This is a genomic window from Chitinophaga sp. 10T418 (assembly GCF_056394125.1).
Window position 1 is genome coordinate 315,402 of the sequence record NZ_JBFTHG010000004.1, and the last position, 17,669, is coordinate 333,070.

General features: G+C 43.6%; 15 protein-coding genes. 3 read left to right on the forward strand and 12 right to left on the reverse strand.

Features of this window, described 5'->3' with window-relative positions; all coding sequences use genetic code 11:
- Window positions 1-21: 21 nt before the first annotated feature.
- The 4 genes from AC1DCV_RS13490 to AC1DCV_RS13505 form a co-directional block, all read right to left on the reverse strand.
- Complete coding sequence (locus tag AC1DCV_RS13490; RefSeq protein WP_477023635.1) at window positions 22-1,080, reverse strand: DNA topoisomerase IB; 1,059 nt, start codon at window positions 1,078-1,080, stop codon at window positions 22-24.
- On the reverse strand, window positions 1,081-1,206 hold the full coding sequence (locus tag AC1DCV_RS13495) for a hypothetical protein (RefSeq protein ID WP_477023636.1): 126 nt from the start codon (window positions 1,204-1,206) through the stop codon (window positions 1,081-1,083).
- Window positions 1,207-1,289: 83 nt separating this feature from the next.
- Complete coding sequence (locus AC1DCV_RS13500; RefSeq protein ID WP_477023637.1) at window positions 1,290-1,844, reverse strand: YciE/YciF ferroxidase family protein; 555 nt, start codon at window positions 1,842-1,844, stop codon at window positions 1,290-1,292.
- 23 nt (window positions 1,845-1,867) lie between these two features.
- Complete coding sequence (locus tag AC1DCV_RS13505) at window positions 1,868-2,098, reverse strand: hypothetical protein (protein ID WP_477023638.1); 231 nt, start codon at window positions 2,096-2,098, stop codon at window positions 1,868-1,870.
- A gap of 314 nt (window positions 2,099-2,412) precedes the next feature.
- On the opposite strand from AC1DCV_RS13505, the gene AC1DCV_RS13510 reads away from it, so the two are divergent.
- Both AC1DCV_RS13510 and AC1DCV_RS13515 read left to right on the forward strand, forming a co-directional pair.
- Window positions 2,413-3,855, forward strand: coding sequence for a sensor histidine kinase (locus AC1DCV_RS13510; RefSeq protein ID WP_477023639.1), 1,443 nt, complete (start codon window positions 2,413-2,415; stop codon window positions 3,853-3,855).
- A 61-nt stretch (window positions 3,856-3,916) separates the two neighbouring features.
- Window positions 3,917-5,365, forward strand: a complete 1,449-nt coding sequence (locus AC1DCV_RS13515) for a two-component system sensor histidine kinase NtrB (RefSeq protein ID WP_477023640.1) — start codon at window positions 3,917-3,919, stop codon at window positions 5,363-5,365.
- Between the two features lie 85 nt (window positions 5,366-5,450).
- Here the strand turns inward: AC1DCV_RS13515 and AC1DCV_RS13520 are convergent, their stop codons facing one another.
- The 3 genes from AC1DCV_RS13520 to AC1DCV_RS13530 form a co-directional block, all read right to left on the reverse strand.
- A complete protein-coding gene (locus tag AC1DCV_RS13520) occupies window positions 5,451-6,884 on the reverse strand; it encodes a sigma-54-dependent transcriptional regulator (protein WP_477023641.1) in 1,434 nt (477 codons plus the stop codon).
- 70 nt (window positions 6,885-6,954) lie between these two features.
- Window positions 6,955-7,317 carry a response regulator gene (locus AC1DCV_RS13525; protein ID WP_477023642.1) on the reverse strand — a complete coding sequence of 121 codons (363 nt, stop codon included), beginning with the start codon at window positions 7,315-7,317 and terminating at the stop codon, window positions 6,955-6,957.
- Window positions 7,318-7,324: 7 nt separating this feature from the next.
- The gene (locus AC1DCV_RS13530) at window positions 7,325-9,598 is read right to left on the reverse strand and encodes a glycosyltransferase (protein ID WP_477023643.1); all 2,274 of its coding nucleotides are present in this window, start codon (window positions 9,596-9,598) and stop codon (window positions 7,325-7,327) included.
- Window positions 9,599-10,023: 425 nt separating this feature from the next.
- Here AC1DCV_RS13530 and AC1DCV_RS13535 point away from each other — a divergent pair, with 425 nt between their 5' ends.
- Window positions 10,024-10,302 (forward strand): hypothetical protein, encoded by a 279-nt coding sequence (locus tag AC1DCV_RS13535; RefSeq protein WP_441577711.1) that lies wholly within the window; start codon window positions 10,024-10,026, stop codon window positions 10,300-10,302.
- Window positions 10,303-10,418: 116 nt separating this feature from the next.
- Here AC1DCV_RS13535 and AC1DCV_RS13540 read toward each other — a convergent pair whose 3' ends face one another.
- From AC1DCV_RS13540 to AC1DCV_RS13560, 5 genes are all read right to left on the reverse strand, one after another.
- The gene (locus tag AC1DCV_RS13540; RefSeq protein WP_477023644.1) at window positions 10,419-11,441 is read right to left on the reverse strand and encodes an NAD(P)H-dependent glycerol-3-phosphate dehydrogenase; all 1,023 of its coding nucleotides are present in this window, start codon (window positions 11,439-11,441) and stop codon (window positions 10,419-10,421) included.
- 166 nt (window positions 11,442-11,607) lie between these two features.
- Window positions 11,608-12,990 (reverse strand): efflux RND transporter periplasmic adaptor subunit, encoded by a 1,383-nt coding sequence (locus tag AC1DCV_RS13545; RefSeq protein ID WP_477023645.1) that lies wholly within the window; start codon window positions 12,988-12,990, stop codon window positions 11,608-11,610.
- Window positions 12,991-13,015: 25 nt separating this feature from the next.
- A complete protein-coding gene (locus AC1DCV_RS13550; protein ID WP_477023646.1) occupies window positions 13,016-14,365 on the reverse strand; it encodes a TolC family protein in 1,350 nt (449 codons plus the stop codon).
- A 145-nt stretch (window positions 14,366-14,510) separates the two neighbouring features.
- Complete coding sequence (locus AC1DCV_RS13555) at window positions 14,511-15,176, reverse strand: ABC transporter ATP-binding protein (RefSeq protein WP_211973543.1); 666 nt, start codon at window positions 15,174-15,176, stop codon at window positions 14,511-14,513.
- Window positions 15,177-15,256: 80 nt separating this feature from the next.
- Entirely contained in the window at window positions 15,257-17,665 is a 2,409-nt protein-coding gene (locus AC1DCV_RS13560; RefSeq protein ID WP_477023647.1) for an ABC transporter permease, read from the reverse strand.
- Window positions 17,666-17,669 lie beyond the last annotated feature (4 nt).

The window sequence follows — 17,669 nt, forward strand, 5'->3', positions numbered from 1 at the left end:
GCTTATTTTACGGAAGCCTGATCAGGCATTCTTAAGAAATTCCAAGAGTACTTTTTCATCCGCATGTAACCCGCCACTGGCGGGTTTACTGCGTTTAGCACGCAGCTGTTGCAGCCAGGGCTCCAGATCGCCTTTTTCGTAACTGTCGAGGATTTGCGGATGGATGTAATACTTCTTACACACGGCGCGGGTATTCCCCAATTTGCCCGCCACACCGTCTATTATTGCTACAATGTTCCGGCGGCATTCAGTAACGGATTCAAAGGGGGTAAGATCTGCCAAAAGATTTAGTGCATTCACTGTGCCTGCCCAGGTGCGGAAATCCTTGCAGGTAAATTCATCTTCCGCACAGCATTGTTTGATATAGTCATTTACTTCACCGGAATCCAGCCCTTTATGGTCTCCGTTTTCATCGTAGTATTGAAACAGCACCTGTCCCGGAACATCCTGTACTTTTTTAAGCAATTTTGCCAGGGAGGCATCACGTAGTTCAATTTTATGTTCCACACCTTTTTTACCCCGAAACTGGAAGAAGGCTTTGCTGCCGTTTATTTTCACATGTTTATCCCGCAGGGTAGTTAATCCATGTGAGCCGTATAACCTTTCGTAGGAAACATTTCCCACCCGGATGAGTGTTTCTTCCATCACAGATAATGCAATAGCAATGACCTTGTCTTTATCCAGCGCCGGTCGTTTCAAATCTTCGTGTATTCGTTTCCGTATACCGGGTAATTTTTCAGCAAACTGGCGGAGACGATAGTACTTCGTTTCATTGCGGGCCCTACCCCACGTAGTATGATAGCGGTATTGCTTACGGCCTTTTGCATCTATGCCGGTGGCCTGCAGGTGACCGTTGGGCCAGGTGCAGATCCATACATTTTCCCAGGCAGGAGGCAGTACCAATCCTCGGATGCGGGCCAGCACCTCCTCATCCTTCACTACCGTACCCTTACTATCCTGGTAAATAAAATCCGCTCCTTTACGCACGCGGGTGTATCCCGGCATATCTGCCTTTACGTAGCGCAGCTTTACGGATTTGGCTACTGCTATGGGGTCTGTGATCTGATCAATGCTAACCATTTACGATTTCCCCTCCATTGGGATACAGGATTTGTCCGGTGATGGGTCCATTTCTTCTTCCAGTCCGGGTTGCACGGGTTGCTGGCGGGCAGGTCTTACTGCTTTTTTAGTATTTGTTTTTTGCATACGATCAGATTTAAAAAAGGTCCCCGAAAAACCAGGGACCTTTTTGCAGTTTTTCCATTAACAATTATAGAATCTTCATTCACTCATTCTGCTGCCGCTGCCTCATTMACCGTAGATTCAGCTACTTCTGTGAGTAAGCTGTCAGCATTTTTTTCTTCTTTTAAAGTTTGCTCCAGTAATTTCACTACTGCGGTATGCCCCATTACATTGGCCAGTGTTCGTAAACTGCCGTAGGCAGATATTTCGTAGTGCTCAATTTTCTGGGAAGCAATGATGATACCCGCATCTCTAACAGCGGTATCTTCTTCTGTATCTGCTAATACTTCCTGTCCTTCTGCAATCAGACCTTCCATGGCTTCGCACTTCTTTGCCTGTGGCTTTTTTCCCAACAGTTCAAATACCTGTTCCAGCCTTGCTACGTGTTCTTTCGTTTCTACCAGGTGATTACCTATGCAGGTAGTCAACTCGGCGGAAGTAGCAGCTTTCTGCATCTTAGGCAATGCCTTTACAAGATTTTTCTCTGCCCAATAAATGTCTTTCAATTCATCCATGAAAAGTTCATGAAATTTAGAACCGGACATTTTCTCGCTGCCGGCTTTCTTCGCAGTGCCATTGGTGGCCGTTTTTGTAGTAGGCATTGTAACAGTTTTTTTAAGAATGGTTAATGATTACCAGGTGATTGTCTTTTAAAAGCTTGTTCTTTTTCTTCTCCCGCCTGCGGATCTGCAGGTTTCCGGGGATTGTCCCTCTCCGGCAACTCTTCTGGAATGGGTGCTATTTCGGGTTTATCCGGTGGTGGTTGTACCGGTACTGGATCTTCTTTTCCGGGCTGTTGTTTGTCTGGAGCTGCAGGATCAGGGATAGGCTGTTTATTTTTATCCGGATTATTCATAACTCAATTTTTTATTGGTAAAGAACTGTTGTTAGTTATCCAAAGTTCATTCCAATGACGGCGACCGGCATGATCGCTGCGTCATACATCTCCTTAAAACCCAATGCTGACAATCGTTACAAGGCGTTCCTATCTCTGCGGTAATGTTGTTTATACGCTCATCCTGCAGGGTTCGTAAGGCTTGTAGAATTAATTGGCATTCTGTGGAATATGTTGCTCAGCAGCACATTGCGGGAAAAAACCCCGTTTTTTAATCTAAAATTTCACACATAAATAGTAACTTGAAATGCTTTCTCAACATCCCATACAATCAGATGCATTTTTCAGTACACAAGAAAATACGACTTGGATTTTTTATTGCATTCACGGTAATCGTAGCCGCTTCGGTGTTCTCTTACCTGGTGGCCAAGAACCTGCTGGATAATGCGGGCAGACTTAATCATGCAATAGAGGTGTCTAAAAGGCTCGAAGTCATTACCCGTCAACTAAAAGAGGCCGAAGCTGCCATCCGTGGTTATGGTCTTACCAAAGACAGCTCCTTTCTGGACCCCAGTATGCTGGAACGCAGCAACCGGATTGAAAAGGAATACCTGCTGCTAAGAAAAATCACCGCCGATAACCCCGTGCAACAACGACACCTGGATACGCTCCGGCGATTGCTGGCAATCAAGTATCAACAACTGAAAGTAGGTGGAGAAAACGATACGCAGCTGAAGCAATCGTTGTCTGTAAAAGAAGGGGAAAAGTCAATGGACCTCATCGACAATAAAGTACGCGACATGATCCGTATTGAAGAAAGCCTGGTACAGGAAAAATCGGAACTGTTTCATTTCTTTGCTGTAATGTGGGTACCCATGATCTTCATTTCCTCGCTGGTAGCCATTTTAATCGGCATCTACTCTTATATTACCCTTACAAGAGAATTCAAACTACAACTGCATATCGAAAGACGGATGAAATCCTATCAACGAGACCTGCAACAAAACATTTCCCTGTTGAACAAAACCAACCAGGAACTGGAGCAGTTTGCCTACGTGGCTTCACATGACCTGCAGGAGCCTCTACGGAAAATTTCCACTTTCAGCGACCGGCTGCAAATGAAATATAAGGAACAACTCCCCCCGGATGCCACGCAACTGATAGATCGCATGGTATCGGCCGTATCACGGATGCGGGTACTCATCAACGATCTGCTCATTTTTTCCAGGGCAGGCCGTATTACACCCGAAAGTATTACACCTGTAAATATGAATAAACTGTTACAGGAAGTACTCAGTGACCTCGAAGTAACACTGGAAGAAAAAAACGTACAGGTTAAATATGATCAGTTGCCTGTTATTGAAGGCAGCGATACTTCTTTCCATCAACTTTTTCAAAACCTGCTGGCCAACTCCATTAAATTTGCCAGTCCCGACCGGCCACTGAACATCAATATCCATCATCAGATCCTTACAGGGAAAGAATTGGGCATAGCGAAGGAAAGCCGCGGAAACGAGTTTTTTTGCCGCATCAGTCTTGATGATAACGGGATCGGTTTCGAGCAAGCCTATGCTGAGCGCATCTTCCTCATCTTTCAACGACTGCATGGCATCAGCGAATATTCAGGAACAGGCATAGGCCTGGCTATCTGCAAAAAAATAGTAGATAGTCATAATGGCTATATACAAGCTTATGGTGAGCCTGATAAAGGTGCTACCTTTGTGATCATATTACCTCTGAAGCAAAAGGCGAAAACAGAAGATCATGAAAACGATTAAAAGCCTAGCATCTTTATTGCTGTGATTCTCTCTTTTATTGCCAAACTACTAATCTTAAGCGATGAGCGAGCGCCCGATACACATTTTAATGATAGATGATGATGAAGATGATTTCTTTCTCGTAACGGAATTGCTGCACGACATTTCACCCGGACAATACATGCTGGAATGGGCATCTACCTACCAGAAAGGTATCGCTGCACTTGAAACTAATACTCATGATGTATTCCTCGTAGACTACCGCCTGGGACCGAATACCGGTATCGATATTCTGCATCGCATACAACAAATGCCCAATCAGCTGCCGGTAATTATGCTTACTGGTAAAGGCGATTATAATATTGACCAGGAAGCCATGATGGCCGGGGCCTATGATTACCTCGTAAAAGGAGAAATTACCGCCGACCTGCTGGAAAGATCTATCCGGTACGCGGTAGATGAATATAATCACCGTCGTACCATTGAGGATAGTGAGAAAAAGTATTATGGCATCTTTGAAAAAGCGCATGACCTGATTATACTGGCAGATGGAGACCGCAATATTATAGATGCCAACCCTGCTGCACTGCGGACATTACATTACAACAGGGAGCAAATACTACAACTACATCTGCGGGACCTCTTCATCTCTAAAGAACAAAGCGATAATTTCCTGGCTGATATATATAACAATGGCTTGCCTGGCAGCCGGGAATATGAATTTAAAACCGCGGAGAATAAAAAACTGGTAGTGCTTATCAATGCAGTTACACTGGATGAAGCGGCACAGATTTTTCTTTGTGTGATACAGGATATTACAGATAAAAAAAGAGAAGAACAGGAAAAACAACACCAGGAAAAGTTTGTAATCACCGGCCGTATTGCCAGGGTGATAGCTCATGAGGTAAGAAATCCGCTCACCAATATTTTACTGGCTGTCAGCCAGTTTAAAGACGAAGAAGATGTTGTGGCCAATGAAGATGCACTCCTGTATACCGATATCATTGAACGAAATTGCACCCGTATTAATCAGTTGATTACGGAACTGCTACACAGCACCCGTATGATAGAATTACAGATAGATAATTACGGTATCAACGAACTGGTAGAAAAGGCGTTGTTGCTGGCGCAAGACCGACTGCAACTGAATGAAATAAAGGTAGAAAGAAACCTGGTGTCTCCGGATATCATGGTAAGTGCCGATGAAGAAAAAGTAGTGATTGCTTTTCTTAATATCATCATCAATGCTATTGAAGCGATGACGCCAGGAAAAGGCATACTAACAATTACCAGTATACGTAGTCAGGATAAAGCCAAATTATTGATTGGTGATAATGGAATGGGCATTCCGGAAGATAAGCTGGCCAGGTTGTTTGACCCATTCTATACCAGCAAGGCTAAAGGCACCGGTCTTGGGTTAACCAGCACACAAAACATACTTTTAAATCACAAAGGAACAATACATGTAGATAGTGAAACCGGGAAGGGAAGTGTGTTTACTATTGCGCTTCCAATTACACAGAAAGCATAAAAACAATTACGGATTTGCGGGAAGATATAAGTGTTTACCATCTTCTCACAAATCCGTAATTCGTAATTTCTAATTCGTATTTTTCCTAGTAGTTTATATTGAGCAAACGCAACTTGTTGTAAAGTGTTTTGCGATCTATATTCAGTACTTGTGCTGCTTTTGTTTTATTATACTTCACTTCTTTCAGCACATTTATAATCTTATTATACTCCGCCTGCAAGGCCACTGTTTTCAGGTCATTATCGTTGGATAACATCGCCAGTTCACCAGAAACATGGATTTCTTCGGGCGCCTGTGAAAATGATTCTTTCATTTCCAGCGGTAGGGCGATCATGGTAATGTCTTCCATTTCCGGTGTCAGCAAACATGCTCTTCTGATGACATTTTTCAACTCACGGATATTACCAGGCCAGTTATATTGCTTGAAGCAATCCCATACTTCCGGAGAAATTTTTCCACAGGATTTGTCCAGTTCTCTTTCTACCTGGTTTACAAAAGCAGTAGTAAATAAAGGCAGGTCATCGCGGCGTTCTCTCAACGGCGGAATATAGATAGTGAATTCGTTCAGGCGGTGAAACAGATCTTCTCTGAATTTGCCACGTTGTACAGACTCAGACAGCTTTTCATTGGAAGCTACGATGATGCGTACATCGATCGGAATTTCTTTCAGGCTACCTACTCTGCGTATTACTTTTTCCTGCAGCACACGAAGCAATGCTACCTGTATATCGTAAGATAAATTGGAGATTTCATCCAGGAAAAGTGTACCTCCCTGTGCCTGTTCAAAGGCGCCTATTTTGGTATTGATAGCGCCTGTAAAAGAACCCTTTTCATGGCCAAACAGTTCGCTGGCAGCCAGTTCTTTCGAAAGACTACCGCAATCCAATGCCACAAACGGTTGTTGATTTCTTTTGCTGTGATGGTGGATCAAATGGGCGACAGATTCTTTACCGGTACCGGTTTCGCCAAAAATAATCACACTGTAATCGGTAGGTGCCACCAGTTTAATCTGACGGATTAATTCTTTGGCGCCTTCACTTTCACCGTATACGTATTTGTCGTTTTTATCATTCTGACTGCGGGATAATAATGTTTCCCTCACTTCCGGCTCACTACCGGATTCCACTGGTCTTACCGCTTGTCTTTCCTGTTCGGATTCCTTATGAGCAAAGGCTTTATGCACCAGGCTCAGAATTTCATCCGGATACAGTGGTTTAGAGAGGTAATCGTATGCACCATTTTTCACCATTTCCACGGCCACTCTCACATCCGTATAACCAGTGATAATGATCACAATAGTGGCAGGATTGATCAGGCGTATATCCTGCAGCAGTTGTGCGCCATCAGTATCTTTCAGCCTGTAATCACAAAGTACAAGGTCATAGGTTTTCTCCTTCATCATTTTCAGTGCAGCACTACCTGTCATGGTAGTATCCACATCAAATCCATGTTTCCCGAGAAACTTACTCAGGAGCGTACAGATATTAATTTCATCGTCTATGATCAGAATATTTTTCATACTTCTTTAATATGTGGTAATTGGCAACAGAAAAGCTTAGTTAAAATTACTAATTATAACTAAGAGGCCCCTAGCTTTTAATTGTGTCTATTAGTTCATCAACATGTTTTACGCTGAAAGGTTTAGCCAGAAAAAATGCGGCTCCTGCTTTCAGGGCTGTTTGTTTCTCCATCGCATTATCATATGCGCTGATGGTAATGACGGGTAAAGTCGGACATTTCTCCTTTATCACCGGCAATGCTTCCAGTCCAGACCCATCTGGCAGATGGATATCGAGAAAAAGCAGGTCCGGTTGATGTTTGAAGATGGCCTGMATACCTTCTCCCAGCTCATGTACATACTTTACGGTATATCCATGGCGTACGAGTGTAAGTTGCAATAACCTGCAAATATCCGGTTCATCGTCAATTATAAGAATACTGGGATATTTCATTGTGCTATCAGTTGAAGCCGAGTCGGACAGGCTCCAGGCTATTTTGTTTCGTTGTAACATACTTATGTTTATTCCATTGTTCCATCAAAAGTCTGGCAATCAGATAACACACGGTAGATTCAGCGCCCTGGTTCTGGTTTATATTATTTTTCTCCAGGCCATCATAGCAACCGTAAGTTAGCGGATTATACACCAGCTGTTTCAGGTGATTATTACCTAAGTACCAGCTAAATGCCAAACGCATTTTCTCCAGATATGATTTATTCTTTGTGATGTTATAAAACGTGTTCATTGCCAACATGGTATAAGCTACTTCGATAGACTGTTCTCCACCATCTTCTGATTGTTGGTTGGTATGCCTGTGGTACCATGTTTTATTGCTGATGACCTTCATGTGACTATCGGTAAAGGTTTTGCTGCAAAGGAACGTCAGACTGTCTTCTGCTGTTTTACGGTATACTTCTACCCCTGTCACATAATATGCCATCATCATGGCTTCGGGCAGTACTGCATTACCGTATGTAAGGTAAGATTCATACCAATGCCAGTTTTCATCTGCCTCGTCTTTGTAGTTGTTATACAATTTTGCAGCCAGAATATTTAAGATCTCTGCTGCTCTTCCACCTTGTTTGTACTTTAAGAAGTAGTACAGGCCTTTAATGGTAAAGGCAATGGCTCTTGGTGACTGCAATGCCTCCATCCAGTTAAAACACTGTCTGAAGAGCGATAGTGAGTCCTGTACGGCATCAAACGGGAGACTTCTGTGCGAAGAGAGTGCATATCCCAAAGCCCATACAGCACGGCCGTTGGCATCTTCCAGGTTTACTTCTTCATTCATGGCAGAAAAGTCGCCGTTAATATCCACGTAGTTGAGGAATTTGCCGGAAGGTTTCTGGCAATAGCCTATAAAATCAATGTATTTGTGGCATAATGAATTTACAAAGCTGCTGGGCTTCAGTTCATTGCTATACATACACATGGCAATGAGTGCCCGGGCATTATCATCCAGGGTGTAGCCGAATTCAGGATCGGGTATATCATGTTTGGAAAATTGCAGCATTCCAAATTCGTCTGTCATACGATCAATATGATCGAGGTATGGAGGTGGCAGATTAGGCAGTATTTTATCTTCTGCCAGGGCTTCACTGATCACGCTCATGTGGGCAATGGCTACATTTTCCCATATAGAACTGCGTGTTTTCTCAATAGCCGACTGGCTCATTTGCTGTCTTAATGCAGGGTTTCCCAGTAATAACAGGGCGCTTGCCGCCAGTTGTTCCGGGTTATTGAAATCGATCAAACAACCGGCTCCGTCTTCCAGCATCTCACGAGCCTGTACAAACGAGGTAGAGATGATGGCGCAGCCTGCGCTCATCGCATACACGAAAGTGCCGCTAACCGCCTGATGTGGGTCTTTAGACGTAAAGAGGTATATATCTGTCAATGATAAATAATCGAGTAATGTTTTCAACGAGAGATAGGAGTTGACGAATCTCACATTCTGCTGTAGTCCCAGTTCAGTCACCAGTTCTTCCAGTGAATTTCTGTATTTCTCTCCCTCTCTGGAAAATATCACCGGATGTGTTTTTCCCAGTACCAGGTATATCGCATCAGGATATTGCTTTACAATATCTTTCATGGCTCTGATAGCGGTTTCTATGCCTTTATTTTCGCTGAGCAGGCCAAAGGTACTGAGTACCATTTTTCCTTCCAGGTTATAATGTTTTTTTAGCGCTGGTACATCTTCTACGATGTGTGCGTGTGTACCGTGTGGTATATGTACAATTTTATCGGCAGGCACGTGGTATACTCCGCGCAGTAATTCAGCGGATGAGCGGGTCATCACAATTACTTTTGCGGCCAGTGCGCTGATAAGACTTACTACTTTGGTGCATTTAAGGTCCGGGTAGGGTAATACGGTATGGAAGCGAACTACAAAAGGCTTATCCAATAAGGAAAGCATCGCTAACAGGTTATGTCCGTATTCACCACCATACAAGCCAAACTCATGTTCAAAACAAACCAGGTCTATTTTATCGTTCTCATTTATTTTCTGGGCAAAATCAATACAGTTATCAATATCGAATGGATTAACAGAGTATGTAACAGGCGTTTGTTTGATGTTGGCAGGTTTTCCCGATTCTTCCAATGCAGCTATTTCAATGTTCAGGTTGCCGGCAAAATTCTTATTCATAGCATTTACCAGATCCTGCGCGAAGGTAGCAATGCCGCATTCGCGTGGCGGATAAGAAGTAACAAAAAGCAAGGTTCTAATCTTCATGGTAAAAATTTTATGCAACACAGTTAACAAGTAACCAGTTCCCCTCATTCCTGGAGCGGGATGTAGGATGTTCCAAATATCAATCCAATGCCTGCCTTGAAGGGTTGCAGCGGATTTGTCCGGCAAAAAGTGTGGAATAATATCCACACTTTTTGCCCTCTATCCACAAGTACCCAGAACAGATTTATATTTTCTGTATTTACATTCTATTAACGGTCTCTATAAACATAATTATTTATAATTGTATTGTATTTCGCAGGCGGCGGTGCATAATCTGGCACAAATGACAATATTTAATCAAAATCGGCTGTCAATATTGTTCTTTGTCCATATCAGCTTAATTTAGCTGAAGTATGACCACCCAAGCTACCATGTGAAACACAACTAACCATTCCATTTTCTCATTTAAACCCAAAATCGTCGTTATGCGCAACATTGCATGTACATTCAACGTAGATGGAATACCGACCAAAATCAATTTGCGGAAGTTACCGCGGCAAAGGAGGTTTCAGGCTATTATAGACAGGAATATTACAGAGTATATCATCTCTGACGAAACGAATGAAATTGAATATTATGAAGGGCCGGTGTTAAGCGAATATCTTTTTACCAGGATTGCTACCCTGATTAAACAATACTTCCCAAATGTGCGGGCTATTATGAAGATTGGGGAAGATAACTACGAGGACTACGATGATTTTTAGGATATACTTTCCCGCAAAACCATAAACAATGACCAAAATGGAATCGAAGGGAGATGATGGGAGTTTTTTCCCGGAGATTCCATTTTACTTACTTATTGGTTTTGCGGGAAATAACTTTATATAAAGCCCTTTTCCAGCGACAGGAATGCTTCTGAAGGATGCACCTGTTGCCACAAAATAGCATATACTGCCTGAGCTACCGGCATATAGGCTCCAATATTCCTGTTCATTTCGTACATACACTTGCTGGCATAATAGCCTTCTGCAATCATATTCAGCTCCAGCTGCGCGGCTTTAACGCTATATCCTTTTCCGATCATATTTCCGAAAGTACGGTTACGGCTATGTAATGAATAGCAAGTCACCAACAGATCGCCCAGATAAGCACTGGCACTGTAATTATGTACCATTGGCTCCGTTCCTGCCACAGCAGCCTTCTGCTCCTCATACTTTTCCAGGAAGTCCTGCATTTCCCGGAAGCAATTCGTGATAAATACGCTGATGAAGTTATCGCCATATTCCTGTCCATGTGCAATACCTGCACCCAGCGCATAAATATTTTTAAGTACTGCCGCCAGTTGCACCCCTATTACATCAGTATTTACGATCGTTTGAAGATAACTGCATGTAAACTTATCGGCGATAGCTTGCGCAGTAGCAACATGAGTACCCGAAAAGGTGAGGTAAGACAGCTTTTCATTGGCTACTTCCTCCGCATGACAGGGACCGGTTATGGTGAAGTACTGGCTGGCCGGTAAATTGAATTGTGCATCCAGGTATTCTCCTATCAGCACATTGTTACTGGGCACCAGGCCTTTAATAGCAGAAATAATGTGCTTATTCTGCAGGGCATCCGATGGTAGCTGGCTTAGTACATCTTCCAGAAAAGCAGAAGGCACCGCCAGCACCAGCTCATCACAGGCAGCTACTACCGCCTTCACATCACTACTGAGCGATAACAGGCTGGTGTCAAAATATACAGAAGTGAGATAGTGTTTATTATGATGACGTTGCTGCATATGACGAATCGTATCTTCATTTCTGATCCACCAATGTATATGATGCCCGTTGTCTGTCAGGATTTTTGCCAGGGCAGTAGCCCAGCTACCACTGCCAATTATACCGATGCTCTTGCTCACAGTGCAAATTTTTACGCAATGTAATTAAAAAAGCAGTTAGCCATTAGCTTTTAGCTTTTAGCAAAAAATGCAGCAGAGAAAGAGAGGTAGTTATTATGCTACTTTACCCTTGTCTTTGCTGCATTTTTTGCTAAAAACTAAAAGCTAATGGCTAATTGCTTAAAAATTATTTTGTCTGTCCTTCAAACAGGTCTGTTTTAGGCACCACCTTCACTTTCTTACCATTTTCCAAAAGACGGGAGATAGCGGTGTATGGTGCACTGATAACCTGGTCGCCGGCACTAAGACCGGAAGTGATCTGAATCCAGGCATCGTCCTGAACCCCTGTTTTTACGGCTACCATTTTCACAGTACCATCTTTCTGTAATATAAACACCACCTCATTTACGACGGGTTTTGTATTGGCAGAAGAACCAGGAGTAGTATCATCTTGTTCAGGTTTCTTTTTATCTCCGTGCCCCTTGGTCGTATCTGCATCACGGGTAGTTACCGCGTTAATCGGAATGGTGAGCACATCATTTACGTGTCTGGTTTGAATATCCACGCTGGCGCTCATACCCGGACGGAAAGGAAAGGTCCTTTTGCCCACCTTGTCAATCAGGTCCTGATAACTGGATGGCAGAATGCGGATGTGTACAATATAGCTGGTTACCTGTTCTGCAGAAGAAGCGGTGCTGGCAGTAGCCGTGGCAGCGCCTTTACTGGAACTGGCAATTTGTGTTACAATACCTTTAAACTGACGGTTATTATAGGCATCCACTTCAATGATAGCAGTGTCGCCATATTTTACTTTAGGTACATCGTTTTCGCCTACGTCTACCTGTACTTCCATGGTATTCATATCTGCAATGCGGAGCATTTCAGTACCCGTCATTTGTGCGGTACCTACTACACGTTCCCCTTTCTTTACAGACAGTAAGGAAATGATACCACTCATGGGTGCGGAGATGGTGGTACGACCCAGGTTTTTATTGGCTTCATTCAGATCCGCTTTGGCGCTCTGGATGGCAAATCTATTCCCGTTTATTTGTTGTACTGCCGCGTTATAATCTGCCAGGGAGGCGAGATAGGTTGCTTCGGCAGTTTCGAATTCTGATCTGGAGATCACTTTCTGGCCAAGTAATTCTTTGTTACGGTCGTAAGCTGCCTTGTTCTGGGCCAACCGGGCTTTAAAGGAGTTGAGGGCCGCAGATGAATTGGCTAACTGGGCTTGTTGCTGACTTACAGAAGCCGCTGCCTTATCTACCATAGATCCGTAAATATCTGCGTATATCCGTGCCAGTACCTGTCCCTTTTTTACGGAATCGCCTTCCAGTACAAGCAGGTCAGTGATTTCACCGGATACATCGGAGCTTACTTTTACTTCTATTTCAGGATAAATTTTCCCGCTGGCGGTTACTACTTCTATAATGTTTCTGTTAGAAGCTTTGTCTACTGCAACTTTAATCCCTTCTTCCTTACCAATAACCCCGGACGCTTTCAGTACCAGGAGCAAAATAACGAGTGAACAAAGTATGCCTATGAGCCAATAAAGTGTCTTTTTCTTCATAAAGCAATTTAATTTCCCGGCATCACTACAGCGATATTTTCTGATCTCTGTAGAATTCCAGCAATTTCATTTTAAATATGTAATCGTATTGGGCCGATACCTTATCTACCTGCGCCCTGAATAATTTACTTTGGGTGGTGATGTAATCAATGGTATTCATTAATCCGAGATTAAAGCGTTTGGTGGCAAAATCATACGCTTTTTGTGCCGCCATTACCCCGGTGGATGATGCATTATATTTCTGTAATGCTGCTACAGCATTGGCATGTGCGGTATAAATATCCTGTTTCAGCTTCTGATTGTCAATATCACGGGTCAGTTCCTGGCTGTATACATTCATTTTTGCTTTGGCAACGGTGGTACGCTGCTGCCAGCCATTGAAGATAGGGATACTCAAATTTACCCCTATATACTTCCGGAAGGTATTATCGATCTGCTGACGAAATGGTATCAGCTTATTAGTCTGATCATAATAGTTATTCGCATAGTTGGTGTTCAGGTTACCGCCTATACCCAGACTCGGATATAATTGTGCTTTTGCAGCCTGGTAAGCCTTTGTTGCGCTCTGGATCTTTAACTGATCGGATTTAACCAACGGATAGTTTGTTAAAGCAGCGCTGTATACCATTTCCGGGGCCATTTCCTGCAATGGCGCCAGGGGCAGACTACTAATATTTTCTGGTACCTCTGGTTTGAACGGGATTTCAAATCCGAGGTTGAGATAAGCTTTTATCTGGAGAATAGAAATGATGACATTATTCTGCGCAGTAACCAGATTGGTACTGTCCTGTGCCAGCTGGGCTTCCAGGTCGGCCTGGTTACTTTCTGGTACTGAACCGGCAATTACCAGTTTCTTGGTATTGTCCAGGTTAGAGTTAGTCAGCCTTACATTTTCTTCATTTACATTAACCGTCTGAATATTGAGTAGTATCTGCAAAAAGGCGGTAGCTACGTTAAAAGCTAGGTCATTTCTTGCTTTTTCCAACAGGAAGCTGTTGGCATGGGCATCCAGTCTGTTAGCAGCAATCGTTTTTTGCAAATAAAACCAGCTAAAGAGATTACCATCCATATTCAAACTACCATTGGCAGTAAATACAGACTGATTAACGTACTGGTTGTTTCCCAGGGCGGCAAGCCTACCATCAGAATATCCTGCGTCCGTAGATGCTCTGAAGTTAGGAATTCTTTGCAGCTGGCTTTGCTGTAAAGTCAGGTCGGCGAGGCGTTTCTGCACCACCTGTTGTTTAACCGTCAGGTTATTTTGCAAGGCATAATCCACACAGCGTTGCAAGCTCCACGTATCCTGTGCTACAGCGGATGATATGTTAGCAAACAATAAAACCAGGATTACTCCTGCTATTCGGGATATTCTCATAACATACCAAAAATATAATAATTGTGATGATACTTTTCCACCTTTCTTGATAGAAGGCAAAAATTTAACAGGTATGGCAGTATACCTCATAAATTGAGTGTACAACATAATCTTTTTTTTACAAAATTCTAAAAAGTGACCTGTCTTACGGTTGTATTTGACCGTCGCGGATCTGAATAACGCGGTTGCCATAGGTGGCGTTCACGTCTGAATGGGTTACCTGTATAATGGTGATCTTATCCTGCTCGTTCAGGTGTTTGAACAACTGCATGATAACTTTCGCCTGGTCAGAATGCAGGTTACCGGTAGGCTCATCGGCCAGGATAACGCGCGGTTCTGCAACAATAGCGCGGGCTATACCTACCAGCTGTTGTTGTCCACCGGATAGCTGGTTAGGGAACAGGTCTTTTTTTGCCACCATATTAAAACGATCCAACACATCGGCTACCCGGCTTTTTCTTTCCGAAGCAGGTATGTTCTTATACAGTAAAGGGGTTTCAATATTTTCGTATACGGTCAGCTCGTCTATCAGGTGATAAGCCTGAAATACAAACCCAATGGAGCCGCGATGCAGTTGGGTACGTTTTTTTTCGTTCATTTTGTCTACTCGCTCTCCTTCAAACAGATATTGCCCTTCGGAAGGCTCTTCCAGCAGCCCCATAATGTGCAGCAGTGTGGATTTCCCGGAACCGGAAGGGCCCATGATAGATACAAACTCTCCTTCATTAATAGTGAGGTCAATATCTTTCAGGATGTAATTTTTTCCGAATCCAACCGGGTAATGCCTGGAAATTTTCTGCAATTGTATCATGATCGGTTAATTTGTTTTTTGATAATTGTGATGTTGCTGCATATCGGCATAGCAATATAATTAAAAGTAATTGCCTGCGTTTACTCAGATTTTAATGCGTTGACCGGGTTGCCCCATGCCGCCCGGACTATTTTTATACTCATAGTAGCCAGGGCCAGCAGGGCCATTAGCCCACCTCCTATCCCGAATAGCCACCAGCTTAAAGGGGTACGGTAGGCATAGGAAGCCAGCCAGTGCTGCATAGCCCACCAGGATAACGGGATGGCCAGTACGAAAGCAATACCTACCAGCTTCATAAAGTCGGAAGTAAGCAATGTTATCATTTGCCAGGCCGTAGCCCCCAATACTTTGCGGATACCTATTTCCCGGGTACGCTGGTTGGTGGTAAAAATAACCAGGCCCAGTAACCCCAGTGCGCTGATAAAAAATGCCAGCCCTGCACACCAGTTTAATAAGGTGACCGTACGTTGCTCACTTTTATATAGCTCTTCTATCGTTTTGTCCAGGAATTTATAACTGAATTCCTCCCGGGGATATACTTCTTTCCAGGCTTTTTCGATTTTGGCAATGGCATGTTTCCATACCAGACCTCCTTCACCCGGTTCCCGCAGCAGAATATGCATATTACGATGTTGTTTTTCCGCCCAACTGGCAATTGCCATTGGAGGTATGGCACTGCGCATACTACCGGAATTAAAGTTTCTGACTACGCCTACAACAGGATGCTCATTGATAATAACACCTATCACATCCTGTGGACGCCTGAAGCCAAATGCTTCCACTGCTTTTTCATTCAGCAGCCACTCTGAAATGGTATCTGTTGTCCGCAGGTTTCGGCCGGCTAACACCTGCAAATGATACACCTGCGTGTAGTTGCTGTCTCCGTAGCGCATCTCCATGTTCCTGGCAATATCTTTTTTGCCATCATTATAATTGAGCGTAGTGGTTACCGTACCGCCAAAAATAGGCGTATAATTTCCTCTGCTCACCATGGCAACTTCCGGGATGGCTGCGATCTTTTCCTGCAGTGCCTGGCGTTTGTTACCCTGCTCGTCATAAAAGGGGGTATTAGCCACCAGTATGGCATCTTTCCGGAAACCCAGATCCTTGTTAATAGAATAATGAATTTGTTTACTCACTATCAGCGTGGCTATGATAAAAAACTGCGCTACTACAAACTGGGAGATGGTCAGTGTTTTACGCAGCCACACTTTACCGCCGACTGCATTCACCTGTGATTTAAGCACGGCCACCGGCTGAAACTGTGATAATACCAGGGCCGGATAAATACCCGCGAGCAATGACACGACTACGCATAATGCACACAGGAAAAGCAATACCGGTGCAGTATACAATGCTGCGCTGGATAGTTCTTCTGGTAAAAATGATTTGAAGGCCAGCAAAATTCCAGGGGCTATCAGCAAAGACAACAAACCTGCCACCAGCGTCAGGATGAACGTTTCACTAAGAAACTGTGTCATCAACTGCATGGTGGTGCTACCCATTGATTTTCGGATGCCTGTTTCCCGTGCACGGCGTGCTGCCTGCGCAGTAGTAAGATTAATAAAGTTGATACCCGCCAGCATCAGTAACGCCACAGCTACCATCCCAAAGGCATATAACTGCGATCTGCTGGCAATACGGGTAAATCCACCATACTCTCTGTTAAAATGAATATCGTTCAGCGGTTGCAATTGTAATATCGCTGGTTCGTCGCCTTCTTTATGTTGCTGACTAAGTTTGGCCAGTTGGGTTGTCACATTGCCTGCGTCTGATGCATTCTTCAGTTTTACCAGCAACTGAGTAGTAGCGCTGGTATTATTCCAGCTATCTGATATAAAAATATCTTTGATCCCCCCGGTATAAGCGGTAGAGAGGGCAATAAATTCATTAAACCTAAGGTCAGTATTTCCCTTCAGGTCAGCCACTACGCCGGTAACGGCGGCGTGAATGCTGTCATCATAGACGATGTCCTTACCAATAACCTGCACCGGTGTTAAGCCTGGGAAGTACTTCTTTACCCGGCTTTCGGATAATACAACAGTAAAAGGTTCCCGCAGGGATGTTTCCGGAGTGCCGTACAGCCATTGATAATTGACGAGGTCAAAGTAATTTTTATCTGCGTAAATGATGTCGTAGTTCTTATTCTTAAAATCCTTTCCCGCTACGGTAATTCTCCCGGTCACATCATTTACAAAATAGAGTGCAGCGTTAGTCACAGCCGGTATGTTTTCCCGCATGGCTGCTGCCACTGGTACCGCTACACCGGAATTTTTTACGCTGTCACCGCTAAAATGAATGTTAGACACCACGCGGAACATGCGATCACCATCCTTTTGAAATTTATCAAAACTGTTTTCATAATGTACCAGCAAATACACCACCAGCGCAGCAGTAATGCCCACTACCAGTCCCATGATATTAATCAGGGAAAACACTTTATTGCGCCAGATACTTCTTAATGATACCAGTAGATAATTTCTAAACATGATG

Excerpts from the sequence above, each read along its gene's own strand:
- AC1DCV_RS13515 (WP_477023640.1), top strand. The coding sequence starts at position 3,917 with ATGAGCGAGCGCCCGATACACATTTTAATGATAGATGATGATGAAGAT.
- AC1DCV_RS13545 (WP_477023645.1), bottom strand. The coding sequence starts at position 12,990 with ATGAAGAAAAAGACACTTTATTGGCTCATAGGCATACTTTGTTCACTC.
- AC1DCV_RS13520 (WP_477023641.1), bottom strand. The coding sequence starts at position 6,884 with ATGAAAAATATTCTGATCATAGACGATGAAATTAATATCTGTACGCTC.
- AC1DCV_RS13535 (WP_441577711.1), top strand. The coding sequence starts at position 10,024 with ATGCGCAACATTGCATGTACATTCAACGTAGATGGAATACCGACCAAA.
- AC1DCV_RS13495 (WP_477023636.1), bottom strand. The coding sequence starts at position 1,206 with ATGCAAAAAACAAATACTAAAAAAGCAGTAAGACCTGCCCGCCAGCAA.
- AC1DCV_RS13505 (WP_477023638.1), bottom strand. The coding sequence starts at position 2,098 with ATGAATAATCCGGATAAAAATAAACAGCCTATCCCTGATCCTGCAGCT.
- AC1DCV_RS13530 (WP_477023643.1), bottom strand. The coding sequence starts at position 9,598 with ATGAAGATTAGAACCTTGCTTTTTGTTACTTCTTATCCGCCACGCGAA.
- AC1DCV_RS13560 (WP_477023647.1), bottom strand. The coding sequence starts at position 17,665 with ATGTTTAGAAATTATCTACTGGTATCATTAAGAAGTATCTGGCGCAAT.
- AC1DCV_RS13490 (WP_477023635.1), bottom strand. The coding sequence starts at position 1,080 with ATGGTTAGCATTGATCAGATCACAGACCCCATAGCAGTAGCCAAATCC.
- AC1DCV_RS13555 (WP_211973543.1), bottom strand. The coding sequence starts at position 15,176 with ATGATACAATTGCAGAAAATTTCCAGGCATTACCCGGTTGGATTCGGA.
- AC1DCV_RS13510 (WP_477023639.1), top strand. The coding sequence starts at position 2,413 with ATGCATTTTTCAGTACACAAGAAAATACGACTTGGATTTTTTATTGCA.
- AC1DCV_RS13550 (WP_477023646.1), bottom strand. The coding sequence starts at position 14,365 with ATGAGAATATCCCGAATAGCAGGAGTAATCCTGGTTTTATTGTTTGCT.